Source organism: Clostridium carboxidivorans P7, assembly GCF_001038625.1.
GTDB lineage: Bacteria > Bacillota > Clostridia > Clostridiales > Clostridiaceae > Clostridium_AM > Clostridium_AM carboxidivorans.
On record NZ_CP011803.1, the window covers coordinates 4,032,957 to 4,055,261 of the forward strand.

At 29.8% G+C, this 22,305-nt stretch carries 24 protein-coding genes, 1 pseudogene and 1 other annotated feature; of the genes and pseudogenes, 10 read left to right on the forward strand and 15 right to left on the reverse strand.

Annotated features, from left to right (window positions below):
- Positions 1-524: 524 nt before the first annotated feature.
- The 4 genes from Ccar_RS17930 to Ccar_RS17945 are packed head-to-tail and all read left to right on the forward strand — an operon-like array spanning position 525 to position 2,827.
- Complete coding sequence (locus Ccar_RS17930) at positions 525-1,178, forward strand: (Fe-S)-binding protein (RefSeq protein ID WP_007063169.1); 654 nt, start codon at positions 525-527, stop codon at positions 1,176-1,178.
- A 14-nt stretch (positions 1,179-1,192) separates the two neighbouring features.
- Positions 1,193-1,762: a bifunctional transcriptional activator/DNA repair enzyme AdaA gene (locus tag Ccar_RS17935; RefSeq protein WP_007063168.1), complete on the forward strand. Its 570-nt coding sequence runs from the start codon at positions 1,193-1,195 to the stop codon at positions 1,760-1,762.
- A complete protein-coding gene (locus Ccar_RS17940) occupies positions 1,759-2,205 on the forward strand; it encodes a methylated-DNA--[protein]-cysteine S-methyltransferase (protein WP_179945253.1) in 447 nt (148 codons plus the stop codon). Before Ccar_RS17935 ends, Ccar_RS17940 begins: the two co-directional genes overlap by 4 nt.
- Positions 2,206-2,224: 19 nt before the next feature.
- The gene (locus Ccar_RS17945; protein ID WP_007063166.1) at positions 2,225-2,827 is read left to right on the forward strand and encodes a DNA-3-methyladenine glycosylase family protein; all 603 of its coding nucleotides are present in this window, start codon (positions 2,225-2,227) and stop codon (positions 2,825-2,827) included.
- Between the two features lie 352 nt (positions 2,828-3,179).
- On the opposite strand, the gene Ccar_RS17950 is transcribed toward Ccar_RS17945, so the two are convergent.
- The 5 genes from Ccar_RS17950 to Ccar_RS17965 form a co-directional block, all read right to left on the reverse strand.
- Positions 3,180-4,043, reverse strand: coding sequence for an ATP-binding protein (locus tag Ccar_RS17950; RefSeq protein ID WP_237737293.1), 864 nt, complete (start codon positions 4,041-4,043; stop codon positions 3,180-3,182).
- On the reverse strand, positions 3,979-4,791 hold the full coding sequence (locus Ccar_RS27470; protein ID WP_048030324.1) for a helix-turn-helix domain-containing protein: 813 nt from the start codon (positions 4,789-4,791) through the stop codon (positions 3,979-3,981). The genes Ccar_RS17950 and Ccar_RS27470 overlap by 65 nt, the downstream gene beginning before the upstream one ends.
- 22 nt (positions 4,792-4,813) lie before the next feature.
- On the reverse strand, positions 4,814-5,344 hold the full coding sequence (locus Ccar_RS17960) for a helix-turn-helix domain-containing protein (RefSeq protein ID WP_007063161.1): 531 nt from the start codon (positions 5,342-5,344) through the stop codon (positions 4,814-4,816).
- Between the two features lie 144 nt (positions 5,345-5,488).
- Positions 5,489-5,647, reverse strand: a complete 159-nt coding sequence (locus Ccar_RS27100) for a hypothetical protein (RefSeq protein WP_007063160.1) — start codon at positions 5,645-5,647, stop codon at positions 5,489-5,491.
- 50 nt (positions 5,648-5,697) lie between these two features.
- A complete protein-coding gene (locus tag Ccar_RS17965) occupies positions 5,698-5,934 on the reverse strand; it encodes a helix-turn-helix transcriptional regulator (protein WP_007063159.1) in 237 nt (78 codons plus the stop codon).
- Positions 5,935-6,115: 181 nt separating this feature from the next.
- Here Ccar_RS17965 and Ccar_RS26475 point away from each other — a divergent pair, with 181 nt between their 5' ends.
- From Ccar_RS26475 to dapD, 3 genes are all read left to right on the forward strand, one after another.
- On the forward strand, positions 6,116-6,538 hold the full coding sequence (locus tag Ccar_RS26475) for a helix-turn-helix domain-containing protein (RefSeq protein WP_082141610.1): 423 nt from the start codon (positions 6,116-6,118) through the stop codon (positions 6,536-6,538).
- A gap of 155 nt (positions 6,539-6,693) precedes the next feature.
- On the forward strand, positions 6,694-8,298 hold the full coding sequence (locus tag Ccar_RS17980) for a recombinase family protein (RefSeq protein WP_007063156.1): 1,605 nt from the start codon (positions 6,694-6,696) through the stop codon (positions 8,296-8,298).
- 256 nt (positions 8,299-8,554) lie between these two features.
- A complete protein-coding gene (dapD, locus tag Ccar_RS17985) occupies positions 8,555-9,265 on the forward strand; it encodes a 2,3,4,5-tetrahydropyridine-2,6-dicarboxylate N-acetyltransferase (RefSeq protein ID WP_007064400.1) in 711 nt (236 codons plus the stop codon).
- A gap of 40 nt (positions 9,266-9,305) precedes the next feature.
- Here the strand turns inward: dapD and Ccar_RS17990 are convergent, their stop codons facing one another.
- Both Ccar_RS17990 and pdaB read right to left on the reverse strand, forming a co-directional pair.
- A complete protein-coding gene (locus Ccar_RS17990; protein ID WP_007064292.1) occupies positions 9,306-10,001 on the reverse strand; it encodes a single-stranded DNA-binding protein in 696 nt (231 codons plus the stop codon).
- A 220-nt stretch (positions 10,002-10,221) separates the two neighbouring features.
- Positions 10,222-10,974 carry a polysaccharide deacetylase family sporulation protein PdaB gene (pdaB, locus tag Ccar_RS17995; protein WP_048030327.1) on the reverse strand — a complete coding sequence of 251 codons (753 nt, stop codon included), beginning with the start codon at positions 10,972-10,974 and terminating at the stop codon, positions 10,222-10,224.
- Between the two features lie 203 nt (positions 10,975-11,177).
- Between pdaB and Ccar_RS18000 the strand changes: the two genes are divergently transcribed.
- Positions 11,178-11,702, forward strand: a complete 525-nt coding sequence (locus Ccar_RS18000) for a DUF4364 family protein (RefSeq protein ID WP_007063103.1) — start codon at positions 11,178-11,180, stop codon at positions 11,700-11,702.
- 7 nt (positions 11,703-11,709) lie between these two features.
- Here the strand turns inward: Ccar_RS18000 and Ccar_RS18005 are convergent, their stop codons facing one another.
- Positions 11,710-12,597 carry a YncE family protein gene (locus tag Ccar_RS18005; RefSeq protein ID WP_007063102.1) on the reverse strand — a complete coding sequence of 296 codons (888 nt, stop codon included), beginning with the start codon at positions 12,595-12,597 and terminating at the stop codon, positions 11,710-11,712.
- Positions 12,598-12,727: 130 nt separating this feature from the next.
- Between Ccar_RS18005 and Ccar_RS18010 the strand changes: the two genes are divergently transcribed.
- A complete protein-coding gene (locus tag Ccar_RS18010) occupies positions 12,728-12,970 on the forward strand; it encodes a TIGR03905 family TSCPD domain-containing protein (RefSeq protein WP_007063101.1) in 243 nt (80 codons plus the stop codon).
- A gap of 55 nt (positions 12,971-13,025) precedes the next feature.
- On the opposite strand, the gene Ccar_RS18015 is transcribed toward Ccar_RS18010, so the two are convergent.
- From Ccar_RS18015 to Ccar_RS18035, 7 genes and pseudogenes are all read right to left on the reverse strand, one after another.
- A complete protein-coding gene (locus tag Ccar_RS18015; RefSeq protein ID WP_007063100.1) occupies positions 13,026-14,369 on the reverse strand; it encodes a bifunctional folylpolyglutamate synthase/dihydrofolate synthase in 1,344 nt (447 codons plus the stop codon).
- 182 nt (positions 14,370-14,551) lie between these two features.
- Entirely contained in the window at positions 14,552-17,200 is a 2,649-nt protein-coding gene (locus Ccar_RS18020; RefSeq protein ID WP_007063099.1) for a valine--tRNA ligase, read from the reverse strand.
- Between the two features lie 22 nt (positions 17,201-17,222).
- Positions 17,223-17,291 (reverse strand): annotated as a pseudogene (locus Ccar_RS27740) (GNAT family N-acetyltransferase); the annotation flags it as partial.
- Positions 17,292-17,411 carry a hypothetical protein gene (locus Ccar_RS18025; protein WP_007063098.1) on the reverse strand — a complete coding sequence of 40 codons (120 nt, stop codon included), beginning with the start codon at positions 17,409-17,411 and terminating at the stop codon, positions 17,292-17,294. It abuts the pseudogene before it with no gap.
- A gap of 64 nt (positions 17,412-17,475) precedes the next feature.
- Positions 17,476-17,693, reverse strand: a binding site (T-box leader).
- Between the two features lie 65 nt (positions 17,694-17,758).
- Positions 17,759-17,890: a hypothetical protein gene (locus Ccar_RS27650; protein WP_007063097.1), complete on the reverse strand. Its 132-nt coding sequence runs from the start codon at positions 17,888-17,890 to the stop codon at positions 17,759-17,761.
- A gap of 126 nt (positions 17,891-18,016) precedes the next feature.
- Positions 18,017-19,984, reverse strand: coding sequence for a glucose PTS transporter subunit IIA (locus tag Ccar_RS18030; protein ID WP_237737298.1), 1,968 nt, complete (start codon positions 19,982-19,984; stop codon positions 18,017-18,019).
- Positions 19,985-20,230: 246 nt separating this feature from the next.
- Positions 20,231-21,058, reverse strand: coding sequence for a PRD domain-containing protein (locus tag Ccar_RS18035; protein ID WP_007063095.1), 828 nt, complete (start codon positions 21,056-21,058; stop codon positions 20,231-20,233).
- Positions 21,059-21,268: 210 nt separating this feature from the next.
- Between Ccar_RS18035 and Ccar_RS18040 the strand changes: the two genes are divergently transcribed.
- Complete coding sequence (locus Ccar_RS18040; protein ID WP_007063094.1) at positions 21,269-22,288, forward strand: ABC transporter substrate-binding protein; 1,020 nt, start codon at positions 21,269-21,271, stop codon at positions 22,286-22,288.
- Positions 22,289-22,305 lie beyond the last annotated feature (17 nt).

Sequence of the window (22,305 nt, forward strand, 5' to 3'; positions counted from 1 at the left end):
CATGAATTGGATAGATGTAAACACTCTGGCAAGATTCTAAGAATTCCAAATAATACAGTATGACAGATAGTATTAAATTATATTGGCTTATTTGGAATTTATAATTTATGCTTATTAATAGCACTATTTATATTGACTGTAAGATTATAAGAAAGAGTGTGCTATTAAGGTGGGTTCAACATTTCTAACAAAAACTACGCTAAGACAAAAATCTGCTCAATTATTGACATACTATACGTAATAATTAGCGTCGGAATGGTCGGATTATCTATACTTCCTTGAATAGAAGTGGCATTAATAATAGACTCCGACGTTGTTGATATATAAACAACGATGAACCCTAAATATCAAAAAATATTTCCACATATGGTTCTAAATGTTAATATTATAAACTTAATTCGCTTCAATAATTTAATACGACTTTAGTTTTTTATTATAAAATTACTTAATGAAATATAGGAAGATATATAACTTCATTTCCTGTAAAATATGTTTGTAATAGAACTATTATTGGAGGGATAATAATGAAACATGTTTATGCACCAGGATGTGCACTTATGATTTACAAGACAGAGCTTGCTAAAAAAGTATTAAAGTTTTTAAATGAAAATTTAGGCGATATTTCTGAACACTTGGTTTGTTGTAGGCATAACCCTAATCTTGAAAGTGGCACACAGGTAATCAATACCTGTGCAGGATGTGACAGGAGATACAGAGAGCTTTATAATGGTATCTCAACCAAATCACTTTGGGAAATTTTAGCCGAGAGCAATTCATTTCCATTTCCAGACTATAAAGGTATGAAAATGTCCATACATGATGCTTGCCCTACACGTACTGAGGAAAGGGTACATTCTGCTATAAGAGAACTTCTTAAAAAAATGAATATAGAAATTATTGAACCGAAGAATACCCGTACTAAAGCAATATGCTGTGGAGACAGTTTTTATGGTACCTTATCTGTGGAGCTTATAAAGGAGAAGATGAAAAAACGTTCAGATGAAATTCCTTGTGATAATGTTGTGGTTTACTGCGTTTCATGTATCAAAGCAATGCATATTGGGGGTAAAAAGCCTCATTACATAATAGACCTTTTATTTGGAGAGGAAACTGGAATTGGTACTTTTGAACCTGATGCATGGCACAATGAATTACAAAAATTCATAGATGAACATTGATGAGGAGAAAACCTATGAATGAACGTACTAGAATTTCAGATAATGAAAAATGGCAAGCAGTTATTAATTGTGCTAGGAATTATGACAGTCTGTTTTTCTATGGAGTAAAGACAACAGGGATTTTTTGCAGACCATCATGTAAGTCAAAGACTCCCATACGCGGAAATGTAATTTTTTTTAATAACGCAGCAAATGCAATAGCAAGTGGGTTTCGTCCATGCAAAAGATGCTGTCCCGACAAAATAATTTTTAAACCTGAATTAGAAATTATAAAAAAGGCTAAAGATATATTTCATACAACTTATAACAAGCAAGTTAATTTACAGTATGTTTCAAGACAGCTTGGAGTGAGTATAAATCATTTGATAAAACTTTTTAAACAACATACAGACTTTACTCCTATACAGTATATTTCTAAAATAAGAGTAGATAAAGCAAAAGAGTTATTAAAACAAGGAGATATAAGTATTCTTGAGATTGCCTACGCTACAGGTTATAAAAGTTTATCTAACTTTTATAAATGCTTCAAGGACCAAACTGGATATACACCAAGTGAATACAAAAAGAGCCGAGGTGAGTTATAGTGTCCATATATTTCTACGAATTTGACATTGGGAAAATCGGCATTGCTGAAAATGGTGGAAGAATCACTAATTTATATTTTACAAGTGAAGGGATACCTCAAGATACACAAATATATGAAACTCCTATATTAAAAGAAGCAGGTCAGCAGCTTAAAATGTATCTTGAGGGGAGACTTGAAAAATTTACTATACCCATTAAGCTTAACGGGACAACTTTTATGAAACAAGTTTGGTCAAGTCTTTGTGAAATACCATATGGTACGACAGTAAGCTATAAGGACGTTGCTATAAATATCGGTAAACCTAATGCTGCGCGAGCTGTAGGACTTGCAAACAATCGTAATCCAATTCCAATATTTATTCCTTGCCATCGTGTGATTGGTGCAAACGGAACACTTATTGGTTATAGCGGAGGGATTGAATTGAAAAAGAAATTACTTTAGATGGAGAATAGAAAAGATTATGGATATTTTTAAATATGGACACGAAGAAATAGAATATTTAAAAAGAAAAGATAAAAGGCTTGGTGCAGCTATTGATAAGATTGGGATGATAAAACGTGAGATTATTGCAGACCCATTTACTGCACTTGTTTCAAACATTGTTGGTCAGCAAATTTCAAGTAAGGCTGCGGAAACTGTATGGAATAGGTTATGCAATCTTCTTGGGAACATTACACCGGAAAGTATTGCAAAAGCAAGTCTTTCTGAAATTCAAGGTTGCGGTATGACATTAAGAAAAGCTGGATATATAAAAGGAATTGCAGATGTTGATATATCCGGTGAGGTAAATTTTAATACACTTTATACTTTAACTGATATTGAAGTAATAAAAAAGCTCTCTTCACTTAATGGAGTTGGTGTTTGGACTGCTGAAATGGTGCTAATTTTTTCACTCTGCCGTCCTGATGTTGCAAGTTACGGAGATTTAGCTATTCGCAAAGGAATGATGAACTTATATGGGCTTAAAGAGCTAACGAAAGAAAAATTTTATAAATATAAAAAGAGATACTCACCTTATGGTTCTATAGCGTCATTATATCTGTGGGCACTTTCAGTGATATAATCTCTATATATTATTAGAATTATATTTTAATAAAGCTAGTACGCATTTTTCTTATTTGACGAAACAACTAAAAAAACGAACAATTCTCAAAAACACCACATAATTCAAAGTTAAATTATGTGGTGTTTTTGCATCGCATTTCAAAAATTATGTTGATGTATTGTAAGTTTACGATAGATAACTTTCTTCTTAAATTACTTAGTAAAAAAATGAACAAATACTCCTGTTACCACTATTATAATTGCATAAAAAACTATCTGTTTTAAAACTTCTTTTAAATTTATTTTTTTATTCCTATTCATAAAATTACCACCTTCTTCTATTTATTTATAAAATCATATAAATAGTGAGTTTATACTATCCCTAAAATTTTCCCAAGGGTTTTAGTTTTTTCACGACCTTTTATAACCCTTATACTTTGCCAATTATTCTCAATTGGAGTACACATCTCGTTTAATAATCTATCATATGTTCTACCAATAGCATCCTCAGAATCAGTATCATACCTCTTCTTCAATTGTTTTATATTCAAATTACTTGTCACGATTAAAGGTTTCTTTTTTCTATATCTAGAATCTATAATTTGATACATGGTGCTCCTTGACCAATTTGTATTATTCTCAGTTCCGATATCATCAATAATTAACAATTCTGCATTATCTAAACAATTTAAGATATTTTGAACTCCTTCATCACCAAATTTGTTAAAACTATACTTAATCCTTTCTAAAATTAATATAGAACTTACACATACTACAGGTACATATTTTTTTAACAACGCATTAGCTATACACCCTGCAAAATATGTTTTCCCATTGCCTGGTTTTCCATATATCAGAAGGCCTATATTTCTTTCAACCATTTCTTTAAAGTTTTTAACACATTTTATTCCTAATTCATACATTTTTTCATTTCCTAATTCATGGTTCCAAGTCTCAAAATTCATTTCTTTAAATTCCTTAGTCATGAGTCCATTTCTAAACATTTTCTCCAACCTTATTTGTTTTTCCTGAGCTTCTTGCCTTTTCTCAATCTGCATACATTGCTCGCGTTCACATTTACACATTCTAGGCATAGTATGTTCTGTTCGGTTTTTACCTAACAGAACTCTAATTCCTATAGGCTCTCCACATACTGGACACAATGGTATATTAGATGTGGAATCCGATTCCTGTCTCATCTGTTTCAATACCCTTATTTCTTTTAGCTGTTCCATCTTCTACTCCTCCTTCTTTCTTTTCTGTTGACCAAATATTTTTTATAACCTTTGAACAGTAAATAAAAGAATTTATCTTACCTCCTATAAATCTAGGCTTATAATCTTTAAAAGCTTTGTCTATCCCTTTAAAAATTACTTTCAAAGGAATTTCTTTACATATACTTAAAATTTCTTGTCGTTCTTTATCGCTTAGGTTAAATTCAGACTTATTTGCTTTTTTACAGTAATAATCAATAACATCTAAACACTTTTCTTTATGATCATTATTAACAATAATATCTAAGTCTTTGTGTTCATCTAAGTCTTTATCTATTAATGTGGAACTATCTCCGGAAGTATCTGTGGAAACATCTCCGGCACTATCTATGGAAACACCTACGGAATCTATTTCTGTGGAATTACCTTCCTCAGAATCTATTTCTTCTGTTTTTTCCATGGCTCTCTTATCTAAACAGCTTATTCCAACTTCAAAAGATATAATTGTGTATATAGGAGCCTTTCCCCCTGTTCTACTTTTAAAATCAATTCTTCCTTTTTGCTTTAATTCATTTCTTGCATTTCTCACACTTCTTCCTGATAATCCTGTTTTAATGCTTAGAACAGATTCGGCTACTGTAAATGTTTTTACCCATCCAGCCTTATTGTTTATGTGCATAATTGTATGCCATAATGCAATTGCCGACGTAGATAATTGGTTTATTTCGAGCCAATCATAAAAAGCATTAATTTCATTTAAATACTTCAAGTTAACACCTCCTTAATATTAACTATTTAGCCACATTGTCCGATTTCAAATAACCTTTATTTATAAGTTTTTGTTTTTGTATTCTAAACATTCCTCTTATATCCACCCCATATTCCCTGCACATTACAGCAATATATATTGCGGATCCCTTATAAACATCTATAGTGTCCTGTATGCTTTTCAAAATTAATTTTAAATCTTCATTCTTGCAAGTTTTAGGCATGTTATAGACCTTAGCTGAATGTATAGATTCAATTGCTTCTTTAAGCTCTTCCATAACTTTTTCTTTCACACTAGCTCTATGTAAATCTGCTGCATCACCATCCAGCCATTGTAATGAGAATGCATCTCCACACATCTCATTGATAGTTTCCATATAAACTATTGGATTATTAAGTTCATTACATATATTTTTTAAATTTTCTTGTGTTATTGATCTTCTACATGTTTCTATAGCTGATATTGTCTTTTGCGATAAGCAGCTAGCCTCTCCTAAGTATTTCTGCGTAAATCCTTTTTCCTCTCGAGCTTCCTTAATTGCATTTCCTATCATTTCTTATACCTCCTGTAGAATTTAGATTAAAAATTCTTTATTTTGTAGATTAAATATAATGTATATCTACATAAAATTGGGATATAATTAATTTGTAGATATATCTTTTGTTCATTAGTTTTTAGCTAATGTACATATCAAAGCTTAAGACTTATATAATTCTTGGCTTAGCTTTCTTATAAGTTCATCAAATTTTTCAGGAGGTAGTTCATTTTTATACGCTATGGCAAGAGCTTTAGCTGCTCTTATCTGTAGTTGGTCCAATACTTCCGGATCAGTTGGATAGTTTACTTTTACGTGCATAAATAACACCTCCTATAACTATTCTTATGAACTTAATAGATTGTCCTATATTAGATTTTTAAGGTTTGGTTTTCTTGAACTTCATTGATAAAAAAAATTTTTTTAAATTCTTCCTCAGTTAAATCTAAAATACTTTTTATACTCAATGCTAGTTCTACAGTAATTTTGGATTTGCCATTTTCTATTAGGCAGTAACTACCTTTACTTTTATAATTTAATTTTTGGGACATGCCTTCTTGTGTAAATCCCTTCTCTTCTCTTATTTGGGATAAAAGATATAAATTCATTTCACCACCACCTTAGTTTGAGATTCTTGAACTTTATATTTTTATTATAGTTCAAGAAATTTAAACTGTCAATGTTCTATGCGAAAAAGTTTAACTTATTAGAACTTTTGTATATTATTTTAATTTTTATGCTATTATTAAAATAATGTTTAAAAATTTTAAACTATAAGAGGTAAAAGTTATGGATAATATTTTAGGAAAAAGAATAAAATTATTACGAAATGAAAGCGAATTAACTCAGGAAGAATTTGGAAAAAAATACAATTTAAAAAAATCTACGATATCACAATACGAATCAAGTTTTAGTAGACCCGATGATGATTTAAAAATACAAATCTGTAGTGATTTTAATGTAACATTAGATTGGCTAATGGGTCTCACTGACATACGCAATCCATATGAAAATAAAGAAGGAGAAAAATTTGCAGAAACAAATACTAAAGATCTTCCTCAAACTAAAACATTAAAAGATGAACTAATATCTCTAATGATAAGACGAAAAATAATCACAAATGATGATGAGATAAACGAGGATATGTTAAAAATGATAGAAAAATCTATAGAAACTTATGCTGAGCTTAATAATAGTAAAAAAGTAAAATGAGTAAATAAAATCTCTATACTGCTTTGAAAATCCCTTATAAGATAGACTGAACTTTTGGGTTTAGTCTTATTTTTTTAATTCAGTACTTTACAATTCAATAAATATTATACAATATAAAATTTTTTCATATTATGTTCCGAGAAAGGATGAATTTTATGATAGCTGCAATATACAGTAGAAAATCAGTATTTACTGGTAAAGGCGAATCCATTGAAAATCAGGTTCAGATGTGTAAAGAATATGGTGAAAAAAACTTAGGCATAAAAGATTTTATTATCTATGAAGATGAAGGCTTCTCTGGTGGTAATATAAATAGACCAAATTTTCAAGAACTATTACAAGATGTTAAAAATAAAAAATTTGATGTTCTTATATGTTATAGATTAGATCGTATAAGTAGGAATGTTGCAGACTTCTCTACTACGCTAGAATTGCTTCAGAGGCACTCTATAGCCTTTGTATCTATTAAAGAGCAGTTTGATACTACTACACCTATGGGCAAAGCTATGATATACATAGCAAGCGTATTTGCGCAGCTAGAACGTGAAACTATAGCAGAACGTGTTAGAGATAATATGCTCCAACTTGCCAAAACTGGTAGATGGCTTGGAGGCCAAACGCCACTAGGTTATGAGTCAGAACAAATTAACTATTTTGATGAAGAAATGAAAGAAAGAAGTATGTATAAACTTACAGGTGTTAAAGAAGAACTAGACAATGTTAAGGTTGTATATGAAAAGTTTTTAGAAACTAAAAGCTTAAATAGAACTTTTAAGTGGTTATATTCTAACGGAATTAAAACAAAAAAAGGTGGAGAATGGAATGCACAAAAAGTAAAAGATATTTTGAGCAATCCTATTTATGTACAATCTAGTGATGAAGTATTAGCATATTTAAAAAGTAAGAATATAATAATTGCCGGTGAAGCAAATGGTAATGGTATTCTTAGTTATAATAAAACTAAGAATCTATCCATAACAAGAGATATGTCAGAATGGATATGTGCGGTTTCTAAGCATAAAGGTATAATAAAATCTGAAGAGTGGCTTGAAGTACAAAAAATTTTAGATTCTAAGAAAAAAGGACCAGCAAGAATAGGTACATCTCAGGTAGCTTTACTTACTAAAGTTTTAAGATGCAGCAAATGTGGCAGTTTAATGTTTGTAAAACATGGACATAAAAGTACAAAAAACGGTAATAAGAGATATTGCTATTATGTCTGTACAAAAAAAGACAATTCAAATGGTAAGTTATGTAATTGTAAAAATGTTAGAGTTGATATATTAGAAAATTTGGTTATAGACAACCTAAAAGAACTTAATAAAGAAACTATACTTAAAGAATTATTAAAAACTAAAAAAGAATTGTCAAATGTAAATAAAGATTCCGCTTTAGAAAATATAAAAGAAAAAATAAATGATGTTGAGCAATCTATAAAAAATTTACTAAAACAACTTGCTAAAAGCAGAGATAAAGCTTATTCTAAATTTATAGAATCTGATTTAGAAGAATTAAATAATGAACTAGAGAATTTACAGGCCGAGTATAATAATATTTCAAGTCAAAAAGAGGATATAGATAAAAGAGAATATGATATTGATTTAATGGTACAATCTCTTAAATATTTCAATAAAAACATAAATGCCTTTAAAGATATTAATAATAGAAGATTACTAATAGAATCTGTTGTTGATTCTATTATTTGGGATGGAGACACTGAAGAAATCGAAATAAATCTTTGGGGAGTAAAAAAAAACTAACTCCTCAAGCTAATACAATTCTATCGCATTTTCGTATTCCAAGGACAATAAATACTTCCAGCATCAATACAATCTTTCATTTCATAATCCAATTACATTACCTCCCAAAGCACTCTACTATTAAAATATTTTACTCAACACATTTTTGTTACTGAAAAATACTTTACCTCTTTAATTGACAAAATATATTTATTATAATAATATTAATAACTATAATATTAATAACTATAAATATTTAACTTAGGAGGTTATCCCTATGAACTATGATTTAACTAATCCATATGAAATAGCAAGATACATAAAAGAAGCAAAAAAATCTACTCCTGTTAAAGTTTATGTTGACGGTAACATTGAAAATTGCAGCTTAGGAAACATAGAAGATTACGGCAACAGTGGATTTCATGTACTTTTTGGAGAGGCAGAAGAAGTTTCTAAATTTTTAGATGATAACAAAGATAAAATAAAAAAATTTAGAATAGAATATGACAGAAGGAATTCAGCAATTCCTCTTGTTGATGTTACAAAAATAGATGCTAGAATCGAACCTGGCGCTATTATAAGAGACAAGGTTAAAATAGATAAAAATGCTGTTATAATGATGGGCGCTGTTATAAATATAGGCGCTGAAATAGGTGAAGGCACTATGGTAGATATGAATGCTGTTGTTGGTGCTAGAGGTAAACTTGGAAAAGGAGTTCACTTAGGCGCAGGTGCTGTTGTTGCTGGCGTTCTTGAACCACCAAGTAAATCACCTTGTGAAATAGAAGATGATGTTTTAATAGGTGCTAATGCAGTAATCCTTGAAGGTGTAAAAGTAGGAAAAGGTTCTGTTGTAGCTGCTGGTTCAGTTGTTGTAGAAGATGTACCTGCTGGAGTTGTTGTAGCTGGTATTCCTGCAAAAGTAATTAAAACAGTAGATGATAAAACTAAAGATAAAACTAAGATATTGGAAGATCTAAGAAAATAGAAAAACAAAGAGCAAACTGCACTGCAGTTTGCTCTTTTTACTAAGATATTTGTTTATCTACTAAAGCCTCATCAATTCCTTTTTCCTGTTGATTTTCTTTTGCATCATCCTCATCATCTTTCCCAGATTTCTCCATCTTTGATATAGATACTTCATATGCAATCTTTTTAATTGTTTCAGTATCAGATACTTTCTTTTGATACTCTCTACTTTGCAATCTACCCCAAACTTTTATATTGTCACCAACTTTTAATGTTTTGCAAAATCTGGAATTTCTTCCCCATGCAATCGTTGGTATGTAGTCTGACTTATTGTATGCTCTATTAACTGCAAGAAGTATATCTGAAATTTCTCTTCCAAACGGAGTTGTCCTATAAACTGGTTCCTTACAAATAAATCCATCCAAATATATTTGATTAGGATTTTTGCTTTTTTCTTCACAGTAGTATATGTTTCTTGCAAATACTGTTAGTATTAATCTATTAGATCCATCCATAAATTTGTTATAAGATCTTAACTGACCTTCTATCATGAGTTCTGTGCCTACTTTAATATCCATTCCACCTATAAGTCTTTCTGATACTGTTATAAATAACTCATCTTTTGCGTCACTTAACCTGGAAACTTCCATATAAAAAGTATAAAATCCTTCCCCATACATTTCATGACTAAATTGTAATTCTGAAATTACTTTTCCTTCTAAATAAATTTTATTATTTAGCATTGAATTTTCCATCATAACCCCTCTTTCCTTTCGTTTTCAAATTATCTTATCACCCTATAATTATTCACAAAATACCCAATTTATACTTATAAAAGTTAAATTGCATTATATTTAATTATCATATTGGATTTGTTAAGATTTCCTCCTCTTAAGATTCATACCTGTATTTCCATTATAATACAAATATAGCTCTACTTTCAATAAGGTTCTATTTAAACTTTATATATTTATACTAATTTGTCATTTGTTTACCATCATAATCTATATGATAATTATCTTTATAAATCAAATCTCCAACTTTAACAAACTCATAGCCTTGTTTTTTTAAATTTTCTATAACTTTTGGTAAGTTATCTGGTGTGTATTTTGCATTATTATGAAATAGTATAATGGAACCGTTTTTTACTTTTTTTACAACTCTTTCATATTCTAAATTCGCACCTTCTTCTTTCCAGTCTATACTGTCAACATCCCATTGAATACAATAATGATTTGTATCCTTTACCGTTTGTACAACTAGATTGTTATATGAACCTTCTGGACATCTAAAAAGTTTTGTTCCCTCACCTGTTAATTTTCTTATTTTAGAATCATTAATGTCTATTTCTTCTATAATTTTGTCTCTTGAAATTTTAGTCATATCAGGATGTCTATCTGAGTGATTTCCTATTTCGTGCCCTTTTTCGTATATACTTTTTACTTTCTCTGGATATTGATCTATCCATCCTCCCACTAAAAAAAATGTTGCCTTTACATTATATTTGTCCAGTACTTGTAAAATTTTATCTGTGTTATCTGTTCCCCAACTCACATCAAACGTTAATGCAATTTTTTTATCCTTTGTATCAACATAATATATTGGCAAATTTCTATTTACATTAATAAAGGTAGCTATATTTTTATTCTTATAAAAAACTGACCCTATAATTGCAACACATAGTAAAAACATTGCCAAAAAAACTTTTTTAACCATTTTAGCTTTCAATAGTTTCCCCCCTAAAACATTTTATTCCCTTAATTTTATATAGTACTATTTGTATATAAATATTACATATAATTTAAAAAACAATAATATTTATAAATGAAAATAAAGCACTCAACTATTTGAAGTACTTTATTTATTTTCATATATTTTATGTTATAATATATTTTATAATAAGATTATTAATTTTTATTAGGAGGATAAACATGTTTGAAGATACTTTAGAATTAGCGGAAAATAAACTTCTACTACTTTTTATATTTAAAAAAATTAAGTTCCCTGTTTCTAATAATCAGATAACACAAATTATTTTAGAGAATAATTTTATAAATTATTTTACTCTTCAACAATACTTAAACGAATTGCTTTCCTCTAATTTTTTAAAGTACACAGATGAAACAGGCAATCACAGACTTGTAATTACAGAAAAAGGTATTAAAGTTCTCTCTTTATTCGAAAATAGAATATCTGAAGATAAAATAAACGCTGTAGAAGACTACTTAAATAAAGAAATAAAAAACATAAAGAAAGAAGTAACTATAACTGCTGATTATACCCTTGGGAAAAAAGGTAATTTTATTGTAAATCTAAAAGCTATAGAAAATGATTCTATACTTATAGATATTAAACTTAATGTTGGCTCCAATAAGGATGCTAAAGATTTATGTCATAAGTGGAAAAACAATTCTTCTGAATTATATGACAAGATCATTCAGTTACTTATAAATTAATATTACTTTAGATTAAAATCATACCTGTAGGTTCTCCTCCTATAGGTATATAGTCTTTCTTTTCATTTTCTATATTTACCTTTATTAATAAATTATTATAGTTATCTCCTATATAAATGCTGTCATCATACTTTATTATTCCCCTAGGCATTCCTCCTACTATTATATTCTTATCTTCCCTGTAAAAATTTATATCTATAATACTTATAGTTCCATCACCAAAGTTAGATACAAAACAAAATCTTTCATTACAAAACATATCTACAGGAGAATTTCCTGCCGTTATTCTATTTATTATTTTATGATTTTTTAAACACATTACAGCTATGCTTCCCCTAAAGTCTGCGCCTATATTACTTTCACAGATAATAGCATATCTACCATCCACAGTAAAAAGGGCTTTAGTAGGATAAGCGCCTACCCTTATGTTTTTTATGTTTTCATTATTAACACAGTCAATTAAGGTTATACTATCATCTTCCATGTTTGAAATTAGCAGAATTTTTTTTTCTTTATTCAAACATATGCTATGAGGCAAACTCCCACATGGAATTTCTGCTGTTACTTGTTTTTTCTCTAGATCAAAAACTAATAGGCTGTTAAGGTCACCGCATATTATATATGCATTATTTCGAAATACCACCACATCGTTACAATGTACACCTATGTAGTGAGTACTTTCTTCTATACCTTCTTCTAAGTTTACAATAGACATAGTATTGCTGTAATTATTGGCTACTACAATTCTTTTATCACTTAAGCATATACCATGAGGGCCAATTCTATCATCCGTACTATAACGCTTTAAAAATATTCTATTTTCTTCTTTAAATTCATTTAAATTTACTTTAGAAATAAAATCAGAAGAAGTATTACACACATATAGATAATTCAAGTTTATCCCCCCTCACAAATATAATATGAATATTAACGAAAATGGACATATTTTTTTACTCATTATATTGAGTAATTTTTTAATATTATATATAATATCTTTATTGCTTTAAAAAAAGGTGGTGATATTTATGTATAATTATTTAACAAAAGGTGTTTGTTCAAGTCAAATAAACTTTGATATAGTTGACAACAAAGTATGTAATGTATGCTTTACAGGTGGATGTAATGGTAATCTAAAAGGGTTATCAAGTCTTATAGAAGGCATGGATGTAAATGATGCTATAAAAAAATTAAAGGGAATTACTTGTGGTGGAAAAGATACTTCTTGTCCTGATCAACTTGCTACTGCATTGGAACAAGCTGTACGTTAAATTTAAATTTTACATAAAAAATAGAGTGCAATGTAGTTACCTTGCACTCTATGATCTATTCTATATTAATTTTTGTAATAATTTTTCTCATTCCGCCTATCATATATAAAGAACCTGATATTATCAAAATATCTTCTTCTCCTAAATAGGATAGTGCAGTTTTATAAGCTTCTTCATAATTGTCCTTAGATTCACAATTAGCATTACACTTTTTAATTATCTTCTCTAACTCATGTGCATTTTCAGCTCTATAACTATCAGGGGTTACAGCTATAATTTTTTCCGCCATAGGTGCTATAGTGCTTACCATCTTTTCTACTTCTTTATCTGCTAATATACCAAGAATTAAAATCATTTTTCTATAACTAAAATACTTCTCTATATTTTCCTTTAGCTTTGTAATACCATCTATATTGTGTGCCCCGTCTATTACCACTAAAGGTTTATTTTTCATTACTTCAAGTCTTCCAATCCATTTGACATTCTTTAGTGCATTCAATATGTTATTTAATTCTATACGGAAACCTTTTTTTATAATTTCCTCTATGGCAAAAATAGCTGTTGCACAATTTACCATTTGATGCTTTCCTAAAAGAGATAATTCTATATTATAAATATTGCTAGAAGTCCTTACTATCAATTTTTGCACATATTTATTACTGTTATTGCTTATTTTTTCACTTTCAACATACTCTACACAATTAAAAGGAACTTTTATTAAATTTGATCCTTTTTCTTTACATACTTCTTCTATTACCTCTTCTACAGACTTTTCTTGAGGATACATAATTACTGGAACACCATTTTTTATTATTCCTGCCTTCTCATAAGCAATTTTCTCTAAAGTATCTCCTAATATATTCATATGATCTCTACTTATAGATACAATTACATTAGCCAATACCCCGCCACCAAGCTGAGAATTGTATGGCTGTACTACATTTGTAGAATCTAATCTTCCTCCCAATCCTACCTCAATTACACCAAAGTCTACTTTCTCTTTACAAAAATAATAAAACATAGCACAAGTAATTATTTCAAATTCAGTAGGATGATCATAACCTAATTCTATAACTTTATCAACTGCTTTAGAAACTTCTGTAACTACACTACTTAAAGCATCTTTAGATATATTAGTTCCATTTATCTGAATTCTTTCCTCAAAATCTTCAAGATAAGGAGATGTATACATTCCTACCTTGAAACCTGATTCTATTAGTATCTTTGAAATCATAGTTGTAACAGATCCTTTGCCATTAGTACCAGCTACATGTATATATTTTATTTTCTTATGTGGATTTCCTAAAAGTTCTAATATCTTTTCTGTTCTACTTAAGCCTAAGTTACTACCAAATTTGGCCGTGTTAGTTATATACTTCATAGTATCTTCATAATTCATACTGTCACATCCCCATATTTTAATTTTACAAAATAACTAGTATCTCCAAGTTATTTCTTTTTGAAACCTGTCTTTAATTCCATTTTATTTTACTAAATTTTTAATATTTAATCAATTCCAATAAAAAACTGCTGACAATATGTATCGCCAGCAGTTGCACAAAATAATTATATTCTTTTCAACTATTTTAAACTTTCTAGTCTTTCTAAGACTGATTGAAGCATTTCTTTATATTTTTCACCTTTAGCTTTTTCTTCATTAACTACTGCTTCAGGTGCTTTTGACACAAATTTTTCATTAGCAAGTTTCTTTTCTACTCTGTCTATTTCCTTTTCTAACTTTTCTTTTTCCTTATTTAATCTTTCAAGTTCTTTTTCAAGGTCTACTAGATCAAGTAAAGGCATAAACATTTCTGCTCCCCTTGTAACTACTGAAACCACATTTTCTGGAGCTTCTTCCTTAGTATTTAAAAATTCTACTGCACTTGCTGAAGCAAGTTTCTTGAAGTAATCCTCACCATTCTTAAATGCTTCTAATGCAGCACTTTCTGTTATATAAGCCATTATCTTAGCTTTTCTTGATGGTGGTACATTCATCTCTGTTCTTACATTTCTCAATGATTTAATAGCTTCGATGATATATTCCATATCCTTTTCTGCTTTCTCATCATTAAGTGCTTCATTATACTCAGGCCACTTTGATATAACTATTGACTCATAATCAGTATAAAGATGAGTATATATTTCTTCTGTTATAAATGGCATTATTGGATGTAATAATTGTAAGCTTGTAGATAATACATTATTTAAAACATTAAAGGCAACACCCTTAGCTTCCTCATCATCTCCATACATAACAGGCTTAACAAGTTCTATATACCAATCACAGAATTCACCCCAAATAAAATCATAAACCTTTTGTGCTGCTATACCTAATTCGAATTTTTCTATATTGTCTGTTACTTCTTTTATTAAAGTATTCATTCTAGATAAAATCCATTTATCAGCAGAGCTATAATTCTTGCAGTCTTTGTACTTATTCATGATTTCTCCATCTAAATTCATAAGTACAAATCTTGATGCATTCCATATCTTGTTTGCAAAATTTCTAGAAGATTCTACCCTTTCAGGATAATATCTTATATCATTTCCTGGAGCATTTCCTGTAATAAGAGTAAATCTTAAAGCATCTGCTCCATATTGATCTATTACATCTAATGGGTCTACACCATTTCCTAAGGATTTAGACATCTTTCTTCCTTCAGAGTCCCTTACTATTCCATGAATTAATACATTTTCAAATGGAATATCGTCTGCACAATATAATCCTGAGAATACCATTCTTGCTACCCAGAAGAATATTATATCGTATCCCGTAACTAATGTACTATTTGGATAAAAGTATTTGAAATCTGGTGTTTTTTCTGGCCATCCAAGTGTTGAAAAAGGCCATAAAGCTGAACTGAACCATGTATCAAGTACATCTTTATCCTGTTCTAATTTATCTGATCCGCATTTAGTACATTTTGTTACTTCATCTACGCTTACAATAACTTCACCACAATCTTTGCAGTACCAAACAGGAATTCTATGTCCCCACCATAATTGTCTTGAAATACACCAATCCTGAATATTTTCCATCCAGTTAAAATATGTCTTTTCAAATCTTTCAGGTATAAATTTAACTTTTTTAGTTCTAACAACATCTAAAGCTGGTTTTGCTAAAGATTCCATCTTTACAAACCACTGCTTTGAAATCATAGGTTCAATAGTACTGCCGCATCTATCATGGCATCCTACATTATGAGCATGATCTTTAATTTTAACTAAGAAACCTTGATTTTTTAAATCTTCAACTATAACTTTTCTAGCTTCATATCTATCAAGGCCATCATATTTACTTCCTGGGAAATTAATTCTTCCATCTTCATGCATAACAATTATCTCTGGAAGGTTGTGTCTCTTACCAACTGCATAGTCATTAGGATCATGAGCTGGAGTAATTTTAACTGCACCAGTTCCAAATTCCATATCAACATAATCATCTGCTATTATAGGAATTTCTTTATTAACTAGTGGAAGCATTAATGTTTTTCCTACTAAATGAGTATATCTTTCATCTTTAGGATTAACAGCAACCGCTGTATCTCCAAGCATTGTTTCTGGTCTTGTAGTAGCTATCTCTAAGTATTCATCACTACCTACTACTGGATACTTAATGTGCCAAAAATGTCCTTCTTGCTCACTATATTCAATTTCTGCATCAGATATAGCAGTTTGACATTTAGGACACCAATTTATTATTCTGTTTCCTTGATAAATTAGTCCTTCATTATATAGCTTAACAAAGAAAGTTCTAACAGCCTTATTGGCCTTTTCTTCCATGGTAAAACATTCCCTCGTGGAGTCTACAGATGATCCAAGCTGTTTTACTTGATTTCTTATTCTTTCTCTATATTCATTTGCCCAATCCCAAACTTTTTCTAGAAATGCTTCTCTGCCCATTTCTTTTTTCTTAAGACCTTGCTTTAAAAGTTCATTTTCTACTTTAACTTCTGTTGCTATACTTGCATGATCTTGTCCTGGAAGCCATAAAGTACTATATCCCTGCATTCTCTTTGTTCTTATAATTATATCCTGGATAGTATCGTCTAGTGCATGACCTAAATGAAGCTTTCCTGTTATATTTGGTGGTGGTAATACTATAGTATATGGTTTTTTATTTTCATCCACCTTTGGAGTAAAGTATCCTTTTTCTTCCCAATTCTTATAAAGTTTGCCCTCAAATTCTTTTGGATTATAAGTGGTTGCCATTTCCTTATTTTTTGACATAAAATTTCCTCCTTAAGTTTCCTTATATATTTTTGTATCTTGCCATTATATATTCATCTGCATATTTGCCATTTTTGACAGCAGCATATTTTTACCATGAAACCCTCTCACTAATTATTCCCAAAATATTTTCTTTTACCCCATCCATAATTCTAATTTCATTTATGTCTTTAGCATCTTTTAATTCTACTGATCTAATAATAAAATTCATGCTTTCACCCCCATAAATAAAACCATCAATTCCTTAGGAAAAATAAAAAAAGGTCTTTCATCCTTAAAAGGACGAAAAACCTCGCGTTACCACCTTTTTTCCTGCAAAATTACAGGCTCTTAATACAACTAACGGTTAAGAAAACCGTCTTTATCTACTTAATTTCAATAAAGAAGCTCAGAAGCTACCTTCAAAGTAATCCATATAGAAAGCCTTTCAGCCAATAAACTTTCCTCTCTTAATATATTCCTTACCTTTACTCCTCTTCTTCACAGCCAATAAAACTATATTAACTTAAATATTATTATAACCTTAATTATTAAACTGTCAAGTATGTTTTTAAAAGTTTATATAGGCTCTCCTTTAAAGTTTTCATAATCTGGTGGATTTTTAGTATTTTTTTTATTTCCACTTGGCCTATTCATATCATTTTTCTTATTCTCTCTATTACCTGCTTTATGTCTATTTTTTACACTCATAATTAAACCCTCCTTATTTACAATGTTATATTTTCCTCAATAAGAAGCTTTTATTCTAAATAAAATATATAAAAAATAGATTGAAGTTTTTTAATAAAGCATACTAAGTAGCTGTAAAATACCTATTTATTTTGTAGTTATAACAGCCGTACTTTCACCGTGTTTCTTTTTTCCTAAATCTATACTAATACTTTCTACAGAATTCATATTAGTAATAATTACTGGTGTAATTATACTTTTAGCTTTCTTTTTAATTATCTTGGAATCAAAAGTCAAAAGTAAATCTCCTTTTTTAACTTCATCTTCCTTTTTAGTATGTGCTATAAATCCTTCACCATTCAATTTTACAGTATCAATGCCTACATGTACCAATACTTCTAGTCCATCATCCGTCACAATAGCAACTGCATGTTTAGTAGGAAATAATACCTTTATTTTACCATCTACAGGGGAATATACCTTATTTCCTTTTGGTATAACAGCAAATCCATCACCTAACATTTTATCTGAAAAGACATCATCAGGCACTTGTTCTAATTCAACTATTTCTCCATCTACAGGATTAAATAGTGTACACGATTTACTTGCATCTTTTTTATTGCCATCCAATGCAGCTTCATTGTTTGATGAAATTTCATCGTAATCTGAATTCTTTACAACTCCTCCATTGGCAATAATAGCTTTTATATCATCTTTAATTCTTTCTGCTTCTGTACCAAAAATAGCCTGAGCACTATTTCCAATCATTAATACACCAGCTGCTCCAAGTGCATTTAATGTATCTTTATCAACCCTTGAAACATCTTTTAAAATAAATCTTAATCTTGTAATACATGCATCTAAAGCTTTAATATTATCTTTTCCACCAACAGCTTCTAAAATTTTAGCTGCTTTTTCACTACCTTTGGCATTTATGTATACTACTTCTAAACTATCTTCATCTTCTCTACCTGGTGTCTTTATATCCATTTCCTTAATTGTAAAATAAAATACAAAGAAATACATAGAAAAATATCCTATACCTATTGGCCAAATAAGCAATGGATGACCCGCAAATTTAAATCCTAGCAAATAATCAATAAATGATGCTGAAAATGTATATCCCAATCTAATGTGTAATAAGCTAGTAACAATTCCGGATGAAAACGCTGCAAGTACATGGAATACAAATAATATTGGTGCTACAAATATGAAAGAAAACTCAATTGGCTCTGTTATTCCTGTTAGAAATGCAACAAAAGCTGCAGAAATCATCATACCAGCTATTTGCTTTCTCTTTTCTTTCTTAGAAGCCATAATTATAGCAGTTGCAGCTCCTGGAAGACCAAACATTAAAATTGGAAATTCTGATGCCATAAATACTCCCGCAGTAGGGTCACCATGAAAATACCTAGCCGAATCACCAAAGTAAGTTACACCACCAGAAACATATTGTCCAAATTGGTATAAAAATGCTGGATAATATATATGATGTAATCCAACTGGAATTAATAATCTCTTACCAGCTGCATAAAATGCCGGTCCAAGTATAGATGTATCTGCCCATTGTGAGAATACATTAATTGCATTTTGAATTGGAGTCCAAACACTTACACCTATTATTCCAAATATTAAAGCTGCAATAGCTGTAATAATTGGTACAAACCTTTTTCCGCCAAAGAATCCTAAAACTTGTGGCAACCTAATATTATGGAATTTATTATATAGTACTCCAGCAATCAACCCTATACAAATACCTCCAAAAACCCCCATGTTGATTGTACTCTTTGAAACTATATCTGTATAAGATGCAGTTTTCATAAAAGCTGATACTGCCATATGCTGCTCAGAAGCAACCTTTGCTGCTAATACTTCTGCAGCATTAGAACTAGCCACTTTTATTACAGCTTCAAGTATAAGCTGACCCACTACTGCAGCTAGCGCCGCAACTGCCTCTCCTCCTGAAAATCCAATTGCTACTCCAACTGCAAAAATCATTGGTAAGTTAGTAAAAATAGCATCTCCTGCCTTAGCTACATAAGCTAAATTTAATAAATCTGGCTGACCAAATCTTAATAGCAATCCGGCTGCCGGCAGAACTGATACTGGAAGCATCAAAGATTTGCCGACTTTCTGTAGTACTGCAAATAACTTTTCCACATCATTTCCTCCTATTTATATTTTATCCAAAAGGTTTCAATATTAAATGTATGAAACAGGCTATTATATTGTTTTTAATATATCCCAGCACATCAGTTTATATAATTAAATGTAAAAAAAGTAAAAGACATCAGCAAAAATACAATAACTATATAAATAGTTACTTCTTTAAGCTCATGCCTAATTTAATAGTAACACTGCCTATATGTCTTTAATTCGATTTATATGTAAAGTAATATATCCAATTTCATCTTCTGGAACATTCACAGAAAATAAATCTTCAATTTTCATAGCAACTTTGATTGCTATTCCGTACTCATTATAATATTCCTTTTTTATAGCATCAAGCAAACTATTTTTAATGGACTTGTTGTCCAATATTCTTTCTATCATAAAATTTAAATGTGTAATCGTTCTTATATAACTTAAAGATTTTGTATCAATTTTCTTTTTTAATAATTTAAATATAAACTGCATGATTTCGTTTATCTTTTTAGTATGTACTAACGTATCACTTACATTTTTTTCACTGATAGCTGCATTAATATGCATACATATAAAACCTATTTCATCTTCAGGTAAATTTACCTGAAATCTATCATTAATCATTTCAAGTGCTTTTTCTGCCAGCTTATATTCCTTAGGATATAGCACTTCTAATTCATTCAAAAATGGATTTTCAATTTTTATTCCTTCCTTAATTCTTGTAATAGCAAAATTAATGTGGTCTGGAAGAGATATATGTATGGCTTCACTGACTTTTAGTCCTAGTTCTTTTTCGCATAATGAAATTATTTCTTCTGAAATACCTATAATTTCACTATTAATCTTTTTTAATACTTCATTAAATTCTTCATTGGATTTTGCTGACTGCTTTACAAATATTCCTTCAACTCTATCTTCTCCTATTTCAGCTCCCTTGTGACAATTAAATCCAATAGCTTTTCCGACTATAACAAATTCTTCTGCATTCTTTTCAGCAATCACAACATTATTATTTAAAACTTTTTTTACTATATACTGTTCCAAATGTTCCCCTCCCATTCTTATTTATATATCAACTGAAATATATAAAATTTTGCTATAACATTCCGATCACAAACATATCTCTATTATACCACTTTTTATATCAAAGTATATTTTAAAGTATATTTTTATGTGTTTAATAATAAAAACTTTAACACAATCTCCTTAAAAATCATATTATGAATTGATATAAAAAACATCGGAGGATGTATTATGAAAAATAAAAAATTTCATATTTTTTCACTTCTACTAAGTTTTGTATTTGTTGCTGTTATTTTCGCTGGTTGTGGTGGTGATAAGAAATCTACTAATACTGTTACTACTATAAAGTTAAATGAAGTTGCTCGTTCTGTTTTCTATGCTCCAATGTATGCAGCTATAAATCAAGGATTTTTTAAAGAAGAAGGTATAAACATAGATCTTACAACTGGGCAAGGTGCTGACAAAACCATGCAGCAAGTATTAAGCAAAAGCTGTGATATTGGTTTCTGTGGACCAGAGCAAGTAATATATATTAACAATCAGAATAAAGAAGATTATCCTGTTCTTTTTGGGCAACTTACTCAAACTGATGGTTCTTTTCTTGTAGGACGTAATGATGTAAAAGATTTTAAATGGGAAGATGTAAAGGGTAAAAGTATCATAGGCGGAAGACCTGGTGGTGTTCCTGAAATGAGCTTAGAATATGTGTTAAAAAATCATGGTATTCAACCTGGAAAGGATGTAAATCTTATAACAAATGTTGCTTATACTGCTACTGCCGGAGCGTTTAAGGCTGGTACAGGAGATTATGTAGCTCTTTTTGAACCTACAGGAAGCATGCTTCAAAAAGATAAATCCGGATATATTGTGGCTTCCATAGGAAGATCTGCTGGAGTTATACCTTATACCTGTTATTTTTCAACAAAATCCTACATGGATAAAAATCCTCAAATCATAGAAAAATTTACTAAAGCTATTTATAAGGGTCAAATTTGGGTTCAAAATCACAATGATGAAGAGGTAGCAAAATCCATAAAATCTTTCTTCCCTGGAACAGATGAAAGCATAATTGTATCTGTAGTGAAAAATTATAGATCAATAAATGCCTTTGCTTCAACTCCTGTAATGAAAGAAGAAAATCTTAATAGACTTATGGATATAATTCAATCCTATAATCCAAGCCTTATTCCTCAAAGACCAGCTTTCAGCAAAATAGTAAATAATAGTTTTGCTGAAAAAGCTATCAAGTAACTTAACTTTCGCAAATA

Coding starts and splice junctions, on each gene's coding strand:
- Ccar_RS17930 (WP_007063169.1), top strand. CDS start 525: ATGAAACATGTTTATGCACCAGGATGTGCACTTATGATTTACAAGACA.
- Ccar_RS17935 (WP_007063168.1), top strand. CDS start 1,193: ATGAATGAACGTACTAGAATTTCAGATAATGAAAAATGGCAAGCAGTT.
- Ccar_RS17945 (WP_007063166.1), top strand. CDS start 2,225: ATGGATATTTTTAAATATGGACACGAAGAAATAGAATATTTAAAAAGA.
- Ccar_RS17950 (WP_237737293.1), bottom strand. CDS start 4,043: ATGGAACAGCTAAAAGAAATAAGGGTATTGAAACAGATGAGACAGGAA.
- Ccar_RS17960 (WP_007063161.1), bottom strand. CDS start 5,344: ATGATAGGAAATGCAATTAAGGAAGCTCGAGAGGAAAAAGGATTTACG.
- Ccar_RS27100 (WP_007063160.1), bottom strand. CDS start 5,647: ATGCACGTAAAAGTAAACTATCCAACTGATCCGGAAGTATTGGACCAA.
- Ccar_RS17965 (WP_007063159.1), bottom strand. CDS start 5,934: ATGAATTTATATCTTTTATCCCAAATAAGAGAAGAGAAGGGATTTACA.
- Ccar_RS26475 (WP_082141610.1), top strand. CDS start 6,116: ATGGATAATATTTTAGGAAAAAGAATAAAATTATTACGAAATGAAAGC.
- Ccar_RS17980 (WP_007063156.1), top strand. CDS start 6,694: ATGATAGCTGCAATATACAGTAGAAAATCAGTATTTACTGGTAAAGGC.
- dapD (WP_007064400.1), top strand. CDS start 8,555: ATGAACTATGATTTAACTAATCCATATGAAATAGCAAGATACATAAAA.
- Ccar_RS17990 (WP_007064292.1), bottom strand. CDS start 10,001: ATGGAAAATTCAATGCTAAATAATAAAATTTATTTAGAAGGAAAAGTA.
- Ccar_RS18000 (WP_007063103.1), top strand. CDS start 11,178: ATGTTTGAAGATACTTTAGAATTAGCGGAAAATAAACTTCTACTACTT.
- Ccar_RS18010 (WP_007063101.1), top strand. CDS start 12,728: ATGTATAATTATTTAACAAAAGGTGTTTGTTCAAGTCAAATAAACTTT.
- Ccar_RS18015 (WP_007063100.1), bottom strand. CDS start 14,369: ATGAATTATGAAGATACTATGAAGTATATAACTAACACGGCCAAATTT.
- Ccar_RS18020 (WP_007063099.1), bottom strand. CDS start 17,200: ATGTCAAAAAATAAGGAAATGGCAACCACTTATAATCCAAAAGAATTT.
- Ccar_RS18025 (WP_007063098.1), bottom strand. CDS start 17,411: ATGAATTTTATTATTAGATCAGTAGAATTAAAAGATGCTAAAGACATA.
- Ccar_RS27650 (WP_007063097.1), bottom strand. CDS start 17,890: ATGAGTGTAAAAAATAGACATAAAGCAGGTAATAGAGAGAATAAGAAA.
- Ccar_RS18030 (WP_237737298.1), bottom strand. CDS start 19,984: ATGCTTCCAGTATCAGTTCTGCCGGCAGCCGGATTGCTATTAAGATTT.
- Ccar_RS18040 (WP_007063094.1), top strand. CDS start 21,269: ATGAAAAATAAAAAATTTCATATTTTTTCACTTCTACTAAGTTTTGTA.